Origin of the sequence: Treponema primitia ZAS-1 (assembly GCF_000297095.1) — a bacterium.
Classification (GTDB): domain Bacteria; phylum Spirochaetota; class Spirochaetia; order Treponematales; family Breznakiellaceae; genus Termitinema; species Termitinema primitia_A.
This window is the reverse complement of sequence record NZ_AEEA01000018.1, coordinates 41,871-61,752: the sequence shown is the minus strand read 5'-3', so window position 1 is coordinate 61,752 and position 19,882 is coordinate 41,871. Positions and strand designations below refer to the sequence as shown.

General features: G+C 52.0%; 17 protein-coding genes. 3 read left to right on the top strand and 14 right to left on the bottom strand.

The features are described 5' to 3' along the window. The 4 genes from TPRIMZ1_RS0102065 to TPRIMZ1_RS0102050 all read right to left on the bottom strand — a co-directional run. The coding region (locus tag TPRIMZ1_RS0102065) for an AIR carboxylase family protein (RefSeq protein WP_010253974.1) at positions 1-209 on the bottom strand (209 nt) is incomplete at its 3' end. Between the two features lie 127 nt (positions 210-336). Further along, entirely contained in the window at positions 337-1,032 is a 696-nt protein-coding gene (gene rsmG, locus TPRIMZ1_RS0102060) for a 16S rRNA (guanine(527)-N(7))-methyltransferase RsmG (protein WP_010253971.1), read from the bottom strand. Then, the gene (locus tag TPRIMZ1_RS0102055) at positions 1,032-2,162 is read right to left on the bottom strand and encodes a GGDEF domain-containing protein (protein WP_010253969.1); all 1,131 of its coding nucleotides are present in this window, start codon (positions 2,160-2,162) and stop codon (positions 1,032-1,034) included. The genes rsmG and TPRIMZ1_RS0102055 overlap by 1 nt, the downstream gene beginning before the upstream one ends. Positions 2,163-2,181: 19 nt before the next feature. After that, the gene (locus tag TPRIMZ1_RS0102050) at positions 2,182-4,632 is read right to left on the bottom strand and encodes a helix-hairpin-helix domain-containing protein (protein ID WP_038077601.1); all 2,451 of its coding nucleotides are present in this window, start codon (positions 4,630-4,632) and stop codon (positions 2,182-2,184) included. A gap of 39 nt (positions 4,633-4,671) precedes the next feature. On the opposite strand from TPRIMZ1_RS0102050, the gene TPRIMZ1_RS20665 reads away from it, so the two are divergent. Genes TPRIMZ1_RS20665 through TPRIMZ1_RS0102040 form a run of 3 tightly spaced genes read left to right on the top strand, consistent with a single transcriptional unit; the run spans position 4,672 to position 5,442 of the window. Next, positions 4,672-4,890, top strand: a complete 219-nt coding sequence (locus TPRIMZ1_RS20665) for a hypothetical protein (RefSeq protein ID WP_198429885.1) — start codon at positions 4,672-4,674, stop codon at positions 4,888-4,890. Positions 4,891-4,896: 6 nt separating this feature from the next. Then, complete coding sequence (locus tag TPRIMZ1_RS21085) at positions 4,897-5,085, top strand: GmrSD restriction endonuclease domain-containing protein (protein WP_010253961.1); 189 nt, start codon at positions 4,897-4,899, stop codon at positions 5,083-5,085. Between the two features lie 36 nt (positions 5,086-5,121). Beyond that, positions 5,122-5,442, top strand: a complete 321-nt coding sequence (locus TPRIMZ1_RS0102040) for a hypothetical protein (protein WP_010253958.1) — start codon at positions 5,122-5,124, stop codon at positions 5,440-5,442. A gap of 32 nt (positions 5,443-5,474) precedes the next feature. Here TPRIMZ1_RS0102040 and TPRIMZ1_RS0102035 read toward each other — a convergent pair whose 3' ends face one another. The 10 genes from TPRIMZ1_RS0102035 to TPRIMZ1_RS0101985 form a co-directional block, all read right to left on the bottom strand. Beyond that, a complete protein-coding gene (locus tag TPRIMZ1_RS0102035; protein ID WP_010253956.1) occupies positions 5,475-9,173 on the bottom strand; it encodes a UvrD-helicase domain-containing protein in 3,699 nt (1,232 codons plus the stop codon). Next, positions 9,166-12,030 (bottom strand): PD-(D/E)XK nuclease family protein, encoded by a 2,865-nt coding sequence (locus TPRIMZ1_RS0102030; protein ID WP_232616721.1) that lies wholly within the window; start codon positions 12,028-12,030, stop codon positions 9,166-9,168. Before TPRIMZ1_RS0102030 ends, TPRIMZ1_RS0102035 begins: the two co-directional genes overlap by 8 nt. A gap of 44 nt (positions 12,031-12,074) precedes the next feature. Then, positions 12,075-13,145: a butyrate kinase gene (gene buk, locus TPRIMZ1_RS0102020; RefSeq protein WP_010253951.1), complete on the bottom strand. Its 1,071-nt coding sequence runs from the start codon at positions 13,143-13,145 to the stop codon at positions 12,075-12,077. 88 nt (positions 13,146-13,233) lie between these two features. Next, complete coding sequence (gene trpA, locus TPRIMZ1_RS0102015; RefSeq protein WP_010253949.1) at positions 13,234-14,007, bottom strand: tryptophan synthase subunit alpha; 774 nt, start codon at positions 14,005-14,007, stop codon at positions 13,234-13,236. Further along, complete coding sequence (trpB, locus tag TPRIMZ1_RS0102010; protein WP_010253946.1) at positions 14,000-15,208, bottom strand: tryptophan synthase subunit beta; 1,209 nt, start codon at positions 15,206-15,208, stop codon at positions 14,000-14,002. Before trpB ends, trpA begins: the two co-directional genes overlap by 8 nt. Further along, positions 15,205-15,837, bottom strand: a complete 633-nt coding sequence (locus TPRIMZ1_RS0102005) for a phosphoribosylanthranilate isomerase (protein WP_010253943.1) — start codon at positions 15,835-15,837, stop codon at positions 15,205-15,207. The genes trpB and TPRIMZ1_RS0102005 overlap by 4 nt, the downstream gene beginning before the upstream one ends. Positions 15,838-15,862: 25 nt before the next feature. Continuing rightward, a complete protein-coding gene (trpC, locus tag TPRIMZ1_RS0102000; RefSeq protein WP_010253940.1) occupies positions 15,863-16,690 on the bottom strand; it encodes an indole-3-glycerol phosphate synthase TrpC in 828 nt (275 codons plus the stop codon). After that, a complete protein-coding gene (trpD, locus tag TPRIMZ1_RS0101995; protein ID WP_010253936.1) occupies positions 16,687-17,718 on the bottom strand; it encodes an anthranilate phosphoribosyltransferase in 1,032 nt (343 codons plus the stop codon). The genes trpC and trpD overlap by 4 nt, the downstream gene beginning before the upstream one ends. Beyond that, on the bottom strand, positions 17,711-18,286 hold the full coding sequence (locus TPRIMZ1_RS0101990) for an anthranilate synthase component II (protein ID WP_010253933.1): 576 nt from the start codon (positions 18,284-18,286) through the stop codon (positions 17,711-17,713). The genes trpD and TPRIMZ1_RS0101990 overlap by 8 nt, the downstream gene beginning before the upstream one ends. Next, positions 18,283-19,794, bottom strand: a complete 1,512-nt coding sequence (locus TPRIMZ1_RS0101985; RefSeq protein WP_010253921.1) for an anthranilate synthase component I family protein — start codon at positions 19,792-19,794, stop codon at positions 18,283-18,285. The genes TPRIMZ1_RS0101990 and TPRIMZ1_RS0101985 overlap by 4 nt, the downstream gene beginning before the upstream one ends. Between the last annotated feature and the right edge of the window lie 88 nt (positions 19,795-19,882).

Below are 19,882 nucleotides of genomic sequence, written 5' to 3'. Positions count from 1 at the left end.
GGCAAGTGAGCCGCAAGCCCCGCTCCGGCGATAATCACCTCAACTCCCTCGGTTTCCAGCTTTTTAAGGGTTTCGGTCAGCAGTTCCGGGACCCGGTGGGCCGAAATGATATGGGCAGAGAAATCCACCCCGAATTCCCGAAGGACATCGGCGGCTTTCTTCATCACAGGCTTATCCGACTGAGACCCGAAGATAATGGCGGCTTTCATGATGGGGAAAATTTACCACGTACGGGGACCCCTGAACAAGGGGGGAGAGCCTTACCACAGGAATTCCAAATTTAACCACGATACTATAGCGTTTGTCCGTACGGTCGGTGTGGTCCGTGGTTAATTCTTAAACCCTCGGTCTTATGATCACCAAGTGGCGTTCCTCGTCCAGAAACGGGACCGGGCAGGGTATGGCCTCCCAAGAACCGACCAGTTCCCCGATAGCTCCCATTTCTACCGCAATCTTCTCCTGCCGGCCTTTATAGGCAGCCAGAACACCTCCGGGCGCCAGGAGCCGGAAAAGCCCCTTAAGGATAGCGGGATCCAGAGGGCGGAAGGCCCGGAAAGTGATTATCCCAAAGCGAAACCGGGGGGCCTTTTCCATTTCCCGCTCTTCCACCTTCGCATTGGACAGGCCAAGCGCCGGCAGAACATTTCGCAAAAATTCCGCCCGCCTAGTCTTCCGCTCAACGAGGGTAAAGGAACAATCCGGCAGGGCTATGGCCAGGGGTATCCCCGGAAGCCCCGCCCCGGAACCCACGTCGGCGATACATGGAACGCCACCCTGTTCCCGAACCAGCCGCTGCAGGATACCTAAAGGAGAGAGAGAATCCAGGATGTGCCGTATCACCAATTCCCGGTGTTCCGTGGTTCCTACCAGCCCAAGAGTAGGATTATAAAGTTCTATCTCGTATATATATTTAGTAAGCAAGCGAAGCGCCCTGTCAATATTACTGCCCAAGAGCGCCTCTACATCCGGGTCTCCCCGACATAAAAGGGCAAGCCCTTCCTCCAAGACCCCTTTTTGAAGGGATGTATCCATTAATCTGTGCTCCGGCGCTTGGCGGCCTTATGCTTGTACATGAGGTTGTCAATGTGGGAAAGAAAGGCTTCTATGGATTGTCCGCTGTTGGGGATAAACACATCGTACCCGTAACTGATCTGAATAGTGTAGGGACGTACCTTCTTTTCATTTTGATTATTGATAGCCTGCTGTATCCGTTCCATAAGCCGGATAACATCACTCTCTTTCTTAGCGGCTAATACAAATTCATCCCCGCCGTAACGGGCGGCAAAATCGGAATTCCGGATACAGCCCTTAATAATGGCCGCCATATCCCGCAGGGCATTATCCCCCTCCAGATGACCCAGGGTATCGTTGATCTCCTTAAAGTGATCCATATCTATCATCACCACCGAGTAGGGCTGCTTTGCGTTCTGACCGGAAACCTGATTGATAAACTCATTAAAGCTGTACCGGTTCCCAATACCGGTGAGACTGTCAATTTTTGAATCCGACTGGATGATAAAAAAATATGCGTAGAGAAGCGCCGAGGTAAAACAAGGCCAGATCAGGCCGACTGTTTTAAAGAGTATATCTATAGAAGAACCGAGACCGGTAAAGAGGATAAAAAAGAAGCACAGAAAAGCCTGGGATGTTTTAACATTCTTTGCCAGAAAAAATATATCAACGAGTACCATCAATACGGGAAAATAACTAATGATGAGGCGGATAAAATATTTATTCCCATAATGAAATACATTATCCGGCGTAAGATAAAAATAAAAATCCAGAGGAATATTGATAAGAAGGAAAATCCCATTGAGGATAAACATGGCCCAGACAATTTTGGCAATCCTTTTTGTCCGTTCCTTTTCCTTAAAAGTTAGATAATCAATAAGGATAAAAACATAATAAAATGCGGCGATCTGAAAAATAAAGAAGATCAACAAATCAACATACAACACATAACGGACTACCGTTCCCGAAACACCGTTGAGCAAATAGAAACCAAAGTCCGCCAGCATTGCTACTATGGCAGTCAACAGGACATGAAAAAAAGCATTCCGCTGAAAACCATCGGTATTATACTTCCGAAAATAATCAGCAAAGATGAGGATAATTACCAAAGCTGATCCAATAATGGAATTCAGCGCTACAGATATATGCACCTCTTTTCCTTATCCTCCCTTATTTCTTTTCCTTCATCTTTTTAAGGGCCTCCGCAAAGGGGTTGTACATGGTGCCATCATCGTCAGGGTTACTGCGGTCCCTGGAATTACGCTGCGTACCGCCGCCTCCCGTGTAGCCGGACCCGCCCCCAGCCCTGCCGGACCCGGTGCTCACGGAACCGCCGTTACCGCCTCCACGACCGGTGTTTCCGGCTTCCCCTTCTTTCCTGACAACCACAAGCTTTTTCTTTCCTTCGCCGCCCGCCTCTTGGGGGACTTTTGTTCCCCGCTCTTGGGCACGTTCCTGTTTCGGCTGCGCTGAATCGCTCTTCCGGGAAAGGCTGATCCGGCGGCGGTCACGGTCCAGGCCGATGATGCGGAATTCCAGCACATCCCCCACCTTAACCGCATCCATGGGGTCCTTCACAAAATGATCGCTCAACTCGGAAATATGTACCAACGCTGTTTCCTTGATCCCCAGGTCTACAAAGGCTCCGAAATCAACTACGTTCTTTATTTTTCCGGTGATCGTCATCCCTTCGCTGAGATCTTCGAAGGTCACCACCCCTTTCTGCATGATGGGTTTGGGGAACCCTTCCCGAGGGTCCCGGTTGGGCTTTTTCAGTTCCTCCACAATATCGCTGATGGTGGTATCCCCCACATTGTACTGTTCCTTCAGAGCCTTGGCCTCCCCGGCGGCAAGGTTACCGGTGGTGGTAATAGTATTTCTGATGGCCCGCGCTATGGCGTAGTTTTCCGGATGAACCCAGGTATTGTCCAGAGCTTCCGGACTTTCGGGGATCTTGAGGAAACCCGCGCATTGTTCAAAGCTTTTCGGCCCCATGCCGGGTACCGAGGTCAGCTCTTCCCGGCTGGCGATCTTTCCCTTCTCGTCCCGGTACTTAACGATCTTCTTGGCCAGGGGGCCGTTAATCCCCGACACGTATCGCAGCAGGGAAGCGCTGGCGGTGTTGAGGTTCACACCAACGTTGTTCACCACCGAGGAGACCACCTCATCCAGGGTTTCGGAAAGCTTCTTCTGGTTCACGTCGTGCTGGTAGAGCCCCACCCCGATGGATTTGGGATCGATCTTTACCAGTTCCGCCAGAGGGTCCTGGAGACGCCGGCCAATCGAAATGGCCCCACGGATCGTCAGATCCAGCTCGGGGAATTCCTCCCGGGCAATATCGCTGGCGGAGTACACCGAAGCGCCGTCCTCGTCCACCACGGTGTAGAGGACCTCCAGGTTGTTTTCGGCAATAAGCGCCGTAACAATTTCCTGGACCTCCTTGGAACCCGTCCCGTTCCCCACGGCGATAAGCTGCACATCGTAGTTCTTGATACCGCCGAGGAGGAGCCGCTTGGCCTCCTCGACCTTGTGGTTGTAAATAACAAAATTGGCCAGATACTTCCCCGTATCATCCAGGAAGGCGCACTTGGTCCCGGTCCTGATCCCCGGGTCTACGCCCAATACCCGGGTACCCTTGATAGGCTGCTGCATCAGGAGATTCTTGAGGTTCTGGCTGAACACGGAGATCCCATGATCGTCTGCGGTGTCGCTCTGGTCCCCCCGGAGTTCCCGGATCACCGCCGGGGAGAGGAGCCGTTTAAGCCCGTCCTCAATGGCGGTTTTATGGTAATCATTATTGATAAGGTATTTCCGCTGCAAAAGTTCCGCCGCAGTGTTTTCATCCACGTCGATGGTCACCTCCAGAAGCCCCTCCCGTTCGCCCCGGTTTATGGCCAATACCCGGTGGCTCTTAATCTGGGACAAGTTTTCCGTATAATCCCAGTACATCTGGTAAGTGGAGGTCTTCTTAAGCTCCTCGTCCCCCACACCCTTGACGATAATCCGCCCGTCCTTCCCATAGAAACTCTTGATGGCCGCCCGGTTTTCCGGCTCCTGGGCTGTACGCTCAGCCAGGATGTCCATTGCCCCTTGAAGAGCTTCTTCGGCGGTGGCCACCGACAGGGCGGGGTTTTCGGCATCTTCCTTGATAAATTCTGCTGCCTTTTGTACCAAAGCGGCTTCTTTCAGTTCCAACATGGCATCCGCCAGGGGTTCCAGGCCCTTTTCTATGGCGGCCATACCCCGGGTCTTCTTTTTCCGTTTATAGGGGAGGTAAATATCCTCAAGCTCCGTTAAGGTCACCGCCCGGGTTATATTTTCGTAGAGGGATTCGGTAAGTTTTCCCTGGTCAAAGATCCCCCGGATAATCTCCAGCCGCCTGGTTTCCAGGTTCTTCCCGCTGGAAAACAGGTGGTCCACATCCCGCACCTGGACCTCGTCCAGGGTGCCGGTCTGCTCTTTCCGGTACCGGGCAATAAAGGGAACCGTGCTCCCCTCCCCCAAAAGGCCGACAACCGCCGAAACCTGCCCCAGGTTCACCCCCAGGCGTTCGGCGATGCCCTTCATGATGCTTACTTCGTTGACCGCAAGGCCATCGATAAATTCCTGCGTTAATTCCATATAAAGGTAGTGTATCACAAGGGGGGATCTTTTTTCCAGGTGATTCGCAGCCGGGTAAGCCAAGACAACCTTTCCTTGCGATCAAGCCCTTTTTCTGGTATTTTAAACCAAACGGGAAAAATTATATCACCAGTAGGGGATATTGAAGGTGAATTTTATATCCCCTCTTATCAGCGGGGATATCGCTGGAAAGAAGAAGTCGCAATGTTGTTAAATGACATTGACGAAATTGCGGAAGGGCAAAATTATTGGCTTTAACCTATAGTGGTTAAGAATATCGGCGAAAAACGATATGAATTAATAGATGGTCAGCAGCGGCTAACTACTATTTTCTTAATTTTTCGCTATATAAAACAGCTGAATATACCGTTGAATCTTCATTTTTCCCTTGAATATGATCAAGATACCCTAAACGAAAAAGTTGCAAAAAGTATCGATTTCAAGAAAGATTAGTGCGAACTGTCCTATGAAAACACATCCGATTACAGCATGATCGAACAGCTGCTATTACTTTTTAACAAGGAAATTAGCTCTCGGTATGTACGAGAATGGTTTTTCTTAAATATTACACAGAGTCACAATTCAATCAACTCCATTTTTGGGGCGCTGAAGATAGAAAGGCCTATGTTGAAAGGCTGCATTGCCGTAATCGGCCTAGGTACGGACATTGAAATGGACTGTTTAAATGACAAATTTATACTATTACAAAATGGCAAAATAAAAGAATACCCTATTCCTCAGTCTGAAGATGGGATTGATACTGAGGATAGAATTGAGGTTGCAAAAAAAATAATTGGGAAATTGCTGTAACAGACTTTTATGTAAAATATTGACCGGGGTGATTACATCATCTCTTCAAGCTTGAGATTCTTCGCCGCATCCGTCATTTCTACCGCATGCCCGGTGCGAAGATAGTATAGCCACAGCTGGCAGTCCTTGCCGTGGGGCTTGCCCAGAAGATCCATGGCCGCCCGATAGTAGAAGGCCATCTGAGCCAGATGCTCCCCGGGCTCCTCAACGCTGTCGGTCTTAAAGTCAACCACATAAACAACCCTGTCATCCTCAAAGAGAAGATCAATGGTTCCATTGATGAAGATTGCGCCATTTAGGCTGCGGAAACGGAATTCGCTTTTCCGTAAAGGCGCACTGAGGGCCGACTGTCCTAGGGGTGATTCCAGAAACCCTTTTGCCAGTTCAATCCCCGCAGAAAGCAGGGTATCCGCTTCCTGGGGGGAAAGGGGGCCGCCGAGCTTGGCGGGTATGGCAGGCGTCTCATGATTCATCAGGGCGTCCACACAGGCGTGGGCAATGGTCCCGAAGTCGGCCGGGGTAAATGCCTCCGCCCCGGGATCAAGGCCAGCGGCCTTCCCTTTCGCCGCAAAGCGTTTGAGGATATCGTCAACCGCAGCAAATATTTCAACAGCCTTTTCCCCGGAATTGTCCTTATCAATAGTATAACTAAACTGGGCAGGATCGGATTCAAAGTGGAATAACGTGGGAGTCCGGTGATTGTTTTTGATTTCCGGGGTAATAATACTATTTTCTTCTCCTATTTTATCATAATAGGGCGCCGCCTCTTTAAGAAAAGCTGCAAGGCCCCTGCGATCATTGTAAAATACCGCGCCCTGTTGCCTCGGACTGTTCACCGGTGTATCGGTATACACCGGAATTGATTCAAGGCTAAAGAAGGACGGCGTTGTTTGAAGCCCCTCCTGCGGGATATGATCCGCAAGGGCCGGAAGAAACAGACCGAAGAAGGTATCGTTATCCAGGATGGTGTCTCCGGCAATACGATCCGCCGTATCACTACCCGCCCGTTTTTCATCAACAAAGGCTTTCAATCGGAGAGAAATATCTTTCTCCTCGTTCTCATCCTCCCCAAGATCAAGGCTTCCGGTAAGGTACAATTCCCTCTCCGCCCTGGTCATAGCAACATAGAGGAGGCGCCGCAGCTCAGCGGTCTTTTTCCGCTTTTCCTCTCCGGAAGACTGTTCATAGAAAAAGTTTCTTTTAACACCGGATATACCAAAACATTCAGGAGGCATGGGGGGGTTAAAGGATATACCGCCCGGCCCGGCATCATACACATCGGAGGAACCGCCGCCTCTTCTGCCATGGCTGCCGCAGCAGCAAAGGAATACTACGGGAAATTCAAGGCCCTTGCTTTTATGGATCGTCATAAGGCGTACCGCCCCGGGCCGTTCCAGGGGAATGTCAATTTCCTCAAGGCCGCCGTCGTCCTCCCGCAGGGTTTGTACCATATCCGTAAAACCGGCAAGGCCCAAGCCATCCTCATCGGCCTTGGCGGCAAGGTGGAACAGGTAATCGTACAATTCCCGGTAAACTACGGTTTGGGGATTCCACTCGGTTTCGTACCGGTACCCTTCGGCGTACCATAACTCGCTCACCATCTCCGACAGGGTGCTCTCCGACGCCCTGTCGCGGATACGCTCATATAAAATACGGCCCTGGAGGAACCGGACCTGTTCTATTTCCAGGAGCTCTGAAAGGGCTTCATCGGAGAATGGCGTTTTAGAGGGACCGCTGTTCATGACCGCAAGACAAACGGCAAGGCTCTGCAGGGAAAGCCCCACAAAGGGGGAGCGGAGCATCACCGCATAGGCTTCGGTATCCAGGGGATACGCGGCAAGACGGAGCACCGACATTAAATCATTGATCGGGCCTCCGTAAAAAAAGCCATTGATAGCTTCGCTGGCGTAGGGGATATTCAGCAGCCGCAGATGCTTCTCAAACAAATGTTGCGGACTGTGGGTACGGAAAAGGATGGCAATATCGTCGGGTCTATAGATTGGGCTGCCGCTTGCGTCCCTTTCCGTCAACAGTTTTTGTATACGCTCTGCGGTAAAGCGGGCTTCGTTTTCAAGGGGGCTAAGTTGGTCCGCATCATTCGTATCATCATCCGGCTCATCACCGGCGTTGAGGACGCATAGGGTAAACTTCCCCTCATTGACACTGCCCGCCTGAAGGGGACTGTACGAAGCTTCATAAAGCGGCAGAGGCTTGCCGGAGGCAAAGACCGAGGCGAATTCCGCCGGCGGTTTCTCACCCATGGGATCGTATTGGCTTCCCCCAAAGATAGCGTTAAAGGCTCCGATAAGTTCAGGGGCAGACCGGTAGTTGATCTTAAGGGGAAGATCTCCGGCGGCCAATTCATCCTTTAATTTCCGGAACACCGAAACATCGGCCCCACGGAAACGGTAGATAGACTGTTTTTCATCTCCCACAAAAAAGAGTTTACCCGGCTCAAGTTCCTCCGGAGGGGGGATGCTTGTATCCATCCGGTCAGGATGTTCCGCAAGCAGAAAGAGTAATTCCTTCTGCAGCTCATTGTTATCCTGAAATTCATCGATCATAATTGCCTCAAAGGCTTTCTTCTCGCTTTTCCTGATATCAGGGTGATCCCTGAGTATGGTTCTTGCCAGCCGGGCCACATCAGTAAAGGTAAGAACACCTTCCGCCCGTTTTTTATCAAGATACAATTCCTGCAGGGAGTCCAAAAGAAACATAACGGAAAGGATAAAACCCGCCTGCATACAAAAAACTGCCAGGGAGGAAAAGGATCCATACAGAGAGTTCCGGAACTGCTTTATTAATTCCTTAGCCGGATTATCACTCCGTTTACCCTTTCGGAGGTCAAGGGCGTACAATTCGCCCAGATAGCTGAGTATTTCCAGTACCGCAGCCCTGACCGGATGTGATTCCGCTCCGGTAATACATTCGAGGTCCGAGAGGGGCAGCAGGGAATCAAAAAAACTACGGATTTCCCCTTCGTCGGGAAACTTAATTTTACCAGAGCTAAATTGAACCATCAGGGGGACCAGATCGGGCAGCAGTTTGTCCCCTCCGTCTTCCAAAAGGATATCCGCAAGATGCTTCAGCAGCGCTGTTATTTCGGAACTCAGTTTTTTCCATTCCGTACATATTATACTGAATTGCTTCTTGACATCCTCGGTAAAATCATGGGGCCCGTCAATATAACTGTAATTAAAAATCGCAGCAGCAAAAATATCCCCCGCAATCCCGGAAGGACTTTTTTGGGGGTACAGTCTTTCCACAGCCGGATGATGCCGGTGGGCGATTAAGAACGGAAGGGAGACCTCTTCCGCAATGGCGCGGCACCGTTCATTGTCATTGGTAAAATCCGGGCGTATGCCGTACCGAGACGCGGCCTGCTTGACAATAGAAACGGCGTAGGAATCCAGGGTTTGTATCCTGGCCCGGATAAAATCCTTGATACCCTCCCGCGCCCTTTCCCCCTTGGGCCCCGGATCATTCGCGGCAATTTCGCTCAGGGTATTGTAGATGCGCTGGTACATTTCTGCGGCGGCTTTTTTCGTAAAGGTGAGGGTGAGGATCTGATCGACACGATACCCCTTTTCGGTCAAGAGGTAGGCAAAACGGCTCGCCAGTACGGAAGTCTTCCCCGATCCGGCCCCTGCGGCAACCACGGCATTTTCTTTGCAATAGGCCGCCGCACGCTGTTCGGCATTGAGTTCCAGCTTTGTTTTTGTATCATCCATGGTTAACGCCCCAATGTAACAGGTTCGTTTCCCTATCTACCGTATAACTGGTGCGGCATACAGGATGATAGTCACAGGCGGTGCATTTCTTAAAACTATTACTGATGGTCGAAAAATTACCGGCCCTGATTTCCGCAGCGTATCGTTCCGTCTTTTCCCGGAACTCCTCCATTATTAACTGAAATTGGTCATCCGCCACAGGATTTTTTGGCAGGGACTTCCCGGTTTCTCTGTTCGTTATAGCGCCGAATATTACCTGGGGCTTAGCCTGCAGGATGCTGAAAAAAAGCGCCGTGCTTACCGATTTCCCGCCCTTCTCTCCCGCCAGGGTCATATACAGGGGAAGCTGAAAATTCGTAAGCCCCTCATCCCCGGAGGCGGTACAGGAATCCCAATCCGGCATATAGTACAGCTTGAAATCCACAATTACGGCGCCGGGAACTTCGCTGCCCGTATCCTCAAGCATACAATCCACTTTACCGTTAAGATAATAGGAATCCTTCTCTAGTTTCCAGGATGTTTCGCTTCCCAATACACGATACCCCCCAAAGTAAGTGAGAAAGGCGGTGAGCAGCGTCTCAAGCTTTGCCCGGATATTCTTTTTCTCCGCGCGGATCAGCCGTACCGTAAGGGCGCTCATCTCCGGTTGTTTACCCGGCAGCAATGCGGGAAGCCCCTTCAGTATGGTCTCAACACATTCCGTAAGCAGAACACCGTAATCCCGGGGAAGGGCGCCGTTTTGAAGCGGGGAAAGCACGGCTCCATCTTTTTTTACCGCCGTAAAAAACCAGTTCAGCACCGCATGGTACACGGACCCCATAATATTTTCGGCCATCAAGCTTGTTTCAATGCGGACATTTTCAAGGACAAGAACCCTTTGAAAAAGCCATTGCAGGGCGCAGTTATAGTACGGCTCCAGGGACGATGCGGAGACACTGAATTTTCCCGGAAAATCCTCACTGTAGCAATACCGTTCCATGATAAGATTCAACAGCGCTGGGTCTGCCTTCCATCTTTCCTCATCACCGCTCCGGTTTCTCCTGGCGGCCCAGGCATTAAAACCCTGCATCTGCCCCTTATGGAGCCGGTTCGGGAAATACGGCGCCGATTCGGCGGCTTGCAGAACCCGGTACAATCCCTGCTCGGCCTCAAAAAGATCCTCCGCAAAGGCTTCCGTATCATCGGCGCCATAGCGCATACGGGGTTTTTCCGTAACCCTAAGGAGACTGTGGGGGATGGCATAACCGGAAAAGGTTTCCTGGGCACAGAAGAAGGCCGCGGGAAGACGGGAATTCAATTTATGGAGGTTGATAAACGCCTCGGAAGCATCATCGTCCTGCAGGCCCAGTTCCTCCCGTTTTGCCCGGGACAGGAACCCAAGCCGTGAGAAAACCGCCGAAAGGCTGTTCTGGGTTGAGCCAAGAATGATGTGGCACTCAAAGGGCGCCGGCGCTGCGGTCCGGTACGGAAGTATGTTCACCCCGGAAGAATACTGCTGGGGAAGGTAGTTTTTCTCTTGAAGGTATTCGGTAAAAAATGTATAGGGATCCGGAATGGCAAGATCCTGAAATGATTTTTCAATTTCTATCAGGGATAACAGTTCTGATATACACCGGGACAGGATTAAATCCGTTTCGGGAAGACATTCACCCATGTTGAGAAATTTTTCCCGGAATATAAAGTAACGGGTTCGTATGTCTTCGAAAGAAGAGGCGCTGCATAATTTTTCTATATCGGTTTTGAGAATTTCGTAAAATGACCGGGCGCGCTCCTCCCTGTTCCCCATGGGAGATCTAAAGGCATCTTCCCATACATGGATCTCCCTTCCCGCATTTCCTTTTTCGTCAGTTTCTTTCCAGGAAGTAATACAGTTGTTCCTGATCCCAAAATCTATGAGCTGATTAATAACTTCCCTATCCTTCCAGGGGAGATGACTATTCAACAAAAGCCCCGTAAGCGCATCAAAGGAAAAATCCCGGGAAGCGCAATCCGCAATGGCAGTAAAGAACTGACCCGCAGGGTAGGAAGCCAGCGGTTTCCCTTGCCGATGCACAAAGGGAATATTCCGGTTGGCAAATTCCCGGAGCACATAGGGTTCGTAGTTTGACTCATCGGAGATGCTCACCGCCATTGATTCAAAGGGGACCCCCTGGTTTTCATGGAGCGCCCTGATATACAGGGCAGCCTCGGTAATTTCGCTGCGAGCATTGGTGTAGAAAAATGTTTTATATGGTTTAGCCGCGGCGCCGGCGCCGGAAATCCGTACCGTCTTAACATGGCCGGTGTTTTCCAGAAGCTCCGCATATTCACTGTAGTCCATCAGGGACTCGGGAAAAAAGATGAAGCAGGTCTTCCCCGTATCTTCAAAGGGCGGCTTTTCCCAGGCAGGTTCAAAGAGTCCATGTTCATCGAGAAACCGCTGATACCGGGAAGCCAGCGTATAGAGGTCACGATCATCGCCTGTCAAACTCTCCCCCGCAAGAACACCGTTTTTTTCGTTCATAAGCGCCGGCGGAAGTCCGGCAGTTTTTTCAAACCACGAACCCAGCTGGGGCAGTATCCCTGTAAACCAGGAAACAAAGGCACCCCCGGCATAGGCATATTTTGGAGGCAGGAGGGAGCTGAACAGAGGCGCCTTTCCGGCCCCGCAATTTTCCGTGTTTTCCCGAACAAGCCGGCTTACAAATATTTTTCGCAAAACTGCGGGCACACTTTTCTTATCCTGCTTCTTCGCCCGTATGGACTCCTGTTTAAAGGTATCCCAGGCGGTAAACCGCTCCATGGCAAGCGTACCGCCTCCCCGAAGATTCAGGAGATGATCCGCCCAATGGTTTACTGCGATATCCGTGGGAAACACGAAGAGCGTATCGGGCTTATCGATATTTTCGAGAAGTATAGTTTCTACCGGGTTGTGTAGGTGGAGCAGTTTTCTTCCCCCCGCAGGATCCGTAAGGCCCCTAAGGCCAGGGATTCCATTTCATTTTCGCCGGGAATAACAAAAACTTCGCCCAGGTATGAAACCCTGCGGCTAAGCTCCCGGGTAATATATTCCGAACGGGCCATACCGCCGGTTAAAATAACGCCGTCTATTTTACCGCAAAGGGGAGGCGCCATTTCCCCTATGCCCTTGGCAATCTGATACGCCTGGGCTTCGTAGATCCGGGCGGCGAACTCATCCCCGGCGGCAATTCTTTTTTCCACCTCCCGGCAATCGTTGGTATGCAGATGCCCCATGATGCCGGAATTCTTTTTTAATTTATCGTTCAGCTCTTTCTCGGTAAGCCCTGAATGATAGCAAATATTGATGATATATCCCAGGGGTACGCTTCCCGCCCGTTCAGGCGAGAAGGGACCCGCATCGTCGGTAATTACATCCACAATACGTCCCTTTTCGTGGGCACTGACGGATATACCGCCGCCGATGTGGGCCACAATGTAATTCTTTTCCTCGTAGCGTGATCCCTGCATCTTCGCCACCTTCCGGGCGCTTGCTTTGGAATTGAGCACATGACAAAAACTGTGACGGGTTATCTCCGGTATGCCGGTGATCTTCGCCACATCGTAAAGCTCATCGGAGGTAACCGCATCGTAGATATACGCCGGTATTCCAAGCGGCTCAGCGATACTGAAGGCGATCAGGGCTCCAAGGTTTGACGCATGGGGCATCACCCTATCGGAGCGCAGCTCCTCAATCATCGCCTCATTCACCAGATAAGCGCCGCCATGAACCGGAGGCAGCATACCCCCCCGGCCAACCACGGCGGATAAGCGCGACTTGTCAATATCCTGTTCTTCCAAAGATTGGATTACCCAATCCTTGCGCAGATCAAACTGATCCAGGAGGGTATCGAATTTGCCCAATTCTTCCGGAGTATGATCAATGGTTTTGAAAAAAATCTGATCCCCATCTTCATACACCGCAATTTTGGTGGATGTTGATCCGGGATTTATTGACAAAATCAGAAAGGCCATAACTCCTCCTTAATACCATACCCTGGTTTAGGACGGAATTCAACGAGGTCTGTGGTTGAATTTTGAATTCTTGCATTTTTCCGACTTTTCATTGCCCGATAGCCGCCTTCATCGCTTTCACATATTCGTAGAGATACTTCCCCGCATCGCCTCCGTATTCCGCAATGATCTTGACGATGGCGCTTCCCACAATGACCCCATCGGCAATCTTCCCGATTTGAGAAGCCTGGGCCGGGGTATGAATACCGAACCCCACCGCCGCCGGAACCTTGGTAACGTCCCTGACCGCAGTGACAATGGAATCAAGATCGGTTCGGATTTCGCTGCGTACCCCGGTAACGCCCATGGAAGATACCAGGTAGATGAAGCCCGTAGCAGCCTTGGCAATTTCCTGTATCCGTGACCGGGATGTAGGGGCGATAAGGGAAATAATATCTATGCCGTATTTGACCGCGGCCTCCCGGACTTCGGCCTGTTCCTCAAAGGGAAGGTCGGGGATGATGATACCGTCCAAGCCTGCATCCCGGCTTCGCTTAAAAAAAGCGTCGTAACCGTAATGGAAAACCGGATTCAGGTAGGTGAGAAAAACTAAGGGGACTTCAGTTTTTGCGCGCAGGCTCTTTACCAGGCCGAATAGTTTTTCTACCGTTGCTCCTGCGGAAAGGGCGCGGATATTAGCCTCCTGGATCACCGGGCCTTCGGCGATGGGATCCGAGAAGGGGATGCCGATTTCTACCAGGTCCGCGCCGGCCCGGATCATATCCAGGATAAACTCTTCGGATTTTTCAATGCTGGGGTCACCGCCGGTGACAAAACCGATAAATGCGCTCTTGTTTTTAAAAGCCCTGTTGATATTACTCATTGATATTGCTCCCCCGGTACCGCGCAATGGCGGCCACGTCTTTGTCTCCCCGTCCGGAGAGGCAGATGATGATATTTTCATCATTGCCGATCTTCGGCGCCAGGATCCTTGCGTGGGCCACGGCGTGGGCGCTTTCGATGGCGCAGATGATCCCCTCGCTTCGGGCCAGGTATTCAAAGGCGGACACCGCCTCTTCGTCGCTTACCGGCACGTACTGGGCTCGGCCGGTATCGTGGAGGCTTGCGTGTTCCGGTCCGATACCGGGGTAGTCCAGCCCGGCGGAAATCGAATAGACCGGGGCGATTTGCCCCTCATCATTTTGGCAGAAGTAGGACTTCATGCCGTGGAATATGCCTACGCTTCCCTTGGCAATGGTGGCCGCGTGTTTTTCCGTATCCACCCCTAAGCCGGCGGCCTCGCAGCCTATCAGTTTTACTGTTTTATCGGGAATAAAGTGGTAGAACATACCTATGGCGTTGCTGCCCCCGCCCACGCAGGCGATCACCGCAGCGGGAAGTTTCCCCTCCCGCTTCAGGATCTGTTCCCGGGCTTCCCTGCTGATAACGCTCTGGAAGTCCCGTACTATGGTTGGAAAGGGATGGGGCCCCATGACGGAACCCAGGACATAGTGGGTATCTGAAACCCGGCCGACCCATTCCCGCATGGTCTCGTTCACCGCATCCTTCAGGGTTTGGGTACCGGAGATAACCGCATTGACCTTGGCGCCGAGAAGTTCCATGCGGTACACATTCAGGGCCTGGCGTTCCGTATCTTCCTTACCCATGAAGATCTCACATTCCAGCCCCAGAAGCGCCGCGGCGGTGGCTGCGGCAACTCCGTGCTGACCTGCTCCGGTTTCAGCAATGATCCTGGTCTTACCCATCTTCTTTGCCAGCAGCACCTGTCCGAGAACGTTATTGATCTTGTGGGATCCCGTGTGGTTCAGGTCCTCCCGCTTAAGGTAAATCTTTGCCCCGCCCAAATCGGCGCTCATTTTTTCCGCGTAGTATAACAACGAAGGCCGCCCTGCATAGTTATTCAACAGATCCGTGAGCTCCGCGTTAAACTCCGGGTCATCCTTATAATGGTTGTAGGCCTTCTCCAGATTGATGATCTCGTTCATCAGGGTTTCCGGGATGTATTGCCCGCCATAATCACCAAATCTGCCCTTACGCGGGAAACTTCCTTGCAAGTCGCTCATTTCCAATTCCTCACTTTCTGTACAAGCTGTATCATCTTATCCCGGTCCTTAACCGAGCCGGTCTCCGCGCCGCTGGAAACATCGATCCCAAGGGGCTTAAACCGCAGGGCCTCTTCTATATTATACATATCAATACCACCCGCAAGGAAGCAGGGGACGGGTAACCCGTTCAAAAAATCACCATCCTCCAACAAAGCCCAGTCAAAGGGTTTCCCGGTCCCTCCCGTCCCATGATCCAGCAGGAGATAATCCGCCCCGCTCCTCACTGAGTCCAGAATATCCTCCCGGCTCTCCACCTGCACCGCTTTAATCACCAGAACAGGGACGGAACTGACCGACGCGGTAAGCTTCTTAAGCTCCGCAATATACCCCTGGCTCTCATCTCCGTGGAGCTGGGCGATACCGATAATTCCATCCCGGTAAAGGGCTGCGATTTCTTCCACAGGAGCGTTCACGAACACCCCAACCGGTACAATATCGTGACGCAATCGTGCCCTCAAACGTGCCGCACAGTCCGGGGAAACCCGGCGCTTGCTTTTGGCAAATACAAAGCCAATATAATCCGGCCCCGCCTCGTTAGCAAAACTAATATCATCATCCCGGGAAAGCCCGCAAATTTTTATCTTCATCCTGCTCACCAACAGCCCTCTATTTTCAACGGAGTTCCCCGCGCAGTTCCTGCAAATATCCTCTCTTATCCGCTGCCCGCATAAGGGTTTCCCCGATCAGCACCGCGTCGATTTTCGTTTCCGCAGTTAAACCCCGTATATCCTCCGGCCCGCGGATACCGCTTTCGGACACCGTGAGTATCCCCGCAGGAATCAGTTTCCGCAGCCGTGTTGTGGTCGCAAGGTCCACGGTGAAGGTTTTAAGGTCCCGGTTGTTTATCCCCACTATCCGGGCGCCGGCGTCCAGGGCGGACCGGACTTCATCTTCGTTGTGAACCTCCACCAGAGCGGCAAGGCCCAGAGTATCCGCTGTCTTAATATAGCTACCGAGCGTTTTTGTGTCCAAGAGAGCGCAGATCAGCAATACTGCGGAGGCGCCAAGGAGTTTCGCCTCGTAGATTTGATACGTATCAATAATAAAATCCTTACGTAAAACCGGGACCTGTACCGCAGCGGCGATCTCCCGCAGATACCGGTCGCTGCCTAAAAAATAGTCCGGCTCGGTGAGTACCGAAATAGCCGAAGCCCCGGCAGCCTCGTAATCCCTGGCTATTTCAAGGTAGGGGAAACCCGGCGCGCCGGGTGTATCTTCGGCGATAATTCCCTTGGAGGGAGAAGCCTTCTTGACCTCACAGATAAAGGACAAGCCCGGTACGGCCAGGGCCTGTTCGAAGGCCGGAAGCCGTTTACCATCCCCTTCCCGGCTCAGACCAGCCTGGGTCAGGGCTGCGTCCCGTACCTGTTCCGGGGATCGCGCGGCCTTTGCTTTTTCCACCCGTATGCGGGTACTTGCCGCAATATCATCCAGAATCATAGACTAAGTTCCGGCACTTCGACCGCCTTAGAAAGGTTGATAAACTGCTCCAGCTGGTTTAGCGCCTTGCCGCTGTCGATAGTTTCTTTAGCGATACCGATGGCGTCGGCTATGGAAAACTCCGGTTTGGCGATGTGGATAGCCGCAGCGGAGTTGAGGAGCACCGCGTCACGCTTTGGTCCCTTCTCGCCGGAAAGGATAGCCCGGCTTATGGCGGCGTTTTCCGCCGGAGTTCCCCCCACCAGGTCTTCCTTGTTACAGCGCCTAAAACCGAATTGCTCAGGCTCGATGACATAGGACCTAAAAACCCCGTCCCGTACTTCGCAGACAGAAGTAGGGGCGCTCATGGAAATTTCGTCCAACCCATCCTGGCCGTACACTACCAATGCGCTCTTTACACCCAGGTTTGAAAGTACCCGTGCCATGGGCTCAGTAAGCTCCTGATCGTAGACCCCCAGGAGTTCCATGTTCGCCCCCGCCGGATTAACCAGGGGACCCAGAATATTGAAAATAGTTCTGATGCCCAGTTCCTTCCGTACCGGAGCTACGTACTTCATGGAAAGGTGATAGTTCTGGGCAAAGAGGAAACAGAGACCGATTGTTTTAAGCAGATGGAGGCTCCGGTCCGGGGAAACGGTGATGTCCACACCAAGGGCTTCCAGCACATCCGCTGCACCGGACTTACTGGAAGCCGCCCGGTTACCATGTTTTGCCACCGGGATACCTGCGGCGGAAATTACCAGAGAAGATGTGGTACTTATATTGAAAGAATTAGATCGGTCCCCGCCGGTACCTACAATTTCCAGGACATCCATATCGTGGAGTATGCGGATACAGTGCTTCCGCATACCCGCGGCGGAGGCGGTGATCTCTTCGATGGTCTCGCCCTTTACCGCCATAGCGGCAAGGTAGGCCGCCATCTGGATATCGCTCGCCTTGCCGCCCATGATCTCGTCCATCACCGCCTCGGCTGTTTGGTAATCCAAATTTTTCCGGCCTGCGGCTTTTATAATAGCTTCTTTAATCATTGTGAACTCCTAAAAAGTTGATAAGTATCTGCTTCCCCTCGGGGGTTAAAATTGATTCAGGGTGGAACTGTACGCCATAGACCGGATATTTCCGGTGCTGTACCGCCATAACTTCCCCATCATCGGCGGCGGCGATAATCTTTAGATCCGCAGGGATGGTATTGTCCCTTGCAGCCAGGGAATGGTAGCGGGCGCCCTGTATGGTTTCGTTCATGCCTGCGAAGAGGGGACTCCCGGTATCCACCTTGATCATCGAAGACTTCCCATGCATCAGAGTTTTTGCGTAGCTTACGGTGGCGCCGAACACTTCGCAGATAGCCTGATGACCCAGGCACACCCCAAGTATGGGAATCTGAGCGGCCAGGGCGGCGATCAGCTTTTCGCAGATGCCGGCGTCGGCGGGCCGGCCAGGGCCGGGGGAGATTACGATGTGGCTTGGATGGAGGACCACAATGTCCGCCACGGTCATTTCGTCATTCCGGATCACCCGGATATCGGGATTGAGGCCGCCGATGAGCTGGTAGAGATTATAGGAAAAACTATCGTAGTTGTCGATGAGTAAAATCACTTTTTATGCCCCCATTTTTGCACAGGGGACGCCGAATCCGCCGTCCCCATTGACTGTGCTTCCTCCAGGGCGTTCAGTACCCCCCGCATTTTATTTTCGCACTCCTGATATTCCTTTTCAGGAACACTGTCCGCCACTATCCCTGCCCCGGACCGGACGAAGACCTTGCCGTTTTTCTTAAAGGCGATCCGTATGGCGATACAGGTGTCCATATCCCCGTTAAAGGCCAGGTAACCTATGGCCCCGCCGTAGATACCCCGCTTGTTGTTTTCCAGCTCGTTGATGATCCCGCAGGCCCTTATCTTCGGCGCCCCCGATAGGGTTCCTGCCGGCAGTACCGCCTCTACGGCGTCAGTCCCGGTCTTGCCCTCCCGGATAACGCTCCGTACGGTGGAGCCCAGATGCATCACATGGGAAAACTTTTCTACCGAAAGATAGCGTTCCAGCATCACCGATCCGAAGCGGCTGATCTTCCCCAGATCGTTCCGGCCAAGGTCCACCAGCATATTGTGTTCCGCCAGTTCCTTGGGATCCGTAAGCAGTTCCCGCTCTAAGGCCGTATCCTCATCTTCGGTCTTGCCCCGGGGACGGGTGCCCGCCAGGGGAAATGTGAGGAGATCACCCTTGAGCAGCTTTACTAAGGTCTCCGGTGATGCGCCGGCAATTTCAATGTCGTCGCTGGAAAAGTAGAACATATAGGGCGATGGGTTCCGCTCCCGGAGTACCCGATAGGTGTCAAAGAGACTGCCTTCAACATCAGCCTCCAGCCGGTTGGAAAGCACCACCTGGAAAATATCCCCCTCCTTGATATAGTCCTTGGCCCGCCGGACCATGGAGCAATACTGCACCTCGTCAAAAAGGGGCCGGAAGGGGGAATTAATCTTGAGGGGCTTCATGTCCGCCGGGGTTCCGCTTTCAATGATCCGGGCCAGCTTTTCCAGTTCCGTCACCGCCCGGTTGTAGTTTTCCTTCACCGCATCGGTTTTGATATTCACCATAAGGATGATTTTCTCTTCCAGATGATCGTAGGCCACAACCTTGTCGAAGAGCATAAGATCCACATCCTTAAAGTGTTCCTGATCATCGGCGTCAAGGTTCAGTCCCGGCTCACTGTACTTGATATAGTCGTAGGAAAAGTACCCCACCAAACCTCCGGTAAACGGGGGAAGATAGGGAAGTTCGGGACTTCTGTTTTCTTCTATTATTTGATTGATATTTGCGCCGGGATTTTTAACGGTCATATTGATATGGGTCCCGTTTTTTATACTGAGGGCGCCGTTGGTACAGGAAATCTCCAGTTTGGGATCATAGCCTAGAAAGGTATACCGGCCGTGCCGGTTGGGGTCCTCCAGACTTTCCAGGATAAAGCACTGGCGGCTCAGATTCTTGAGGATCCTGAAGGTCTCCACCGGAGTATGTCCCCCCACAGGCAGGGTTAGGGATATGGGGATGGACTTGAAATCCCCGGCAAGGGAGGCGGCTTCTTCCGGACTTGGTCGATACGGCATAGGATCTCCTTGAGTGTTTCTGTATACAGAAACACTATATGTTACTTTACATAGAAACACATGGATTTGTCAAGAGAAATTTTTAAAA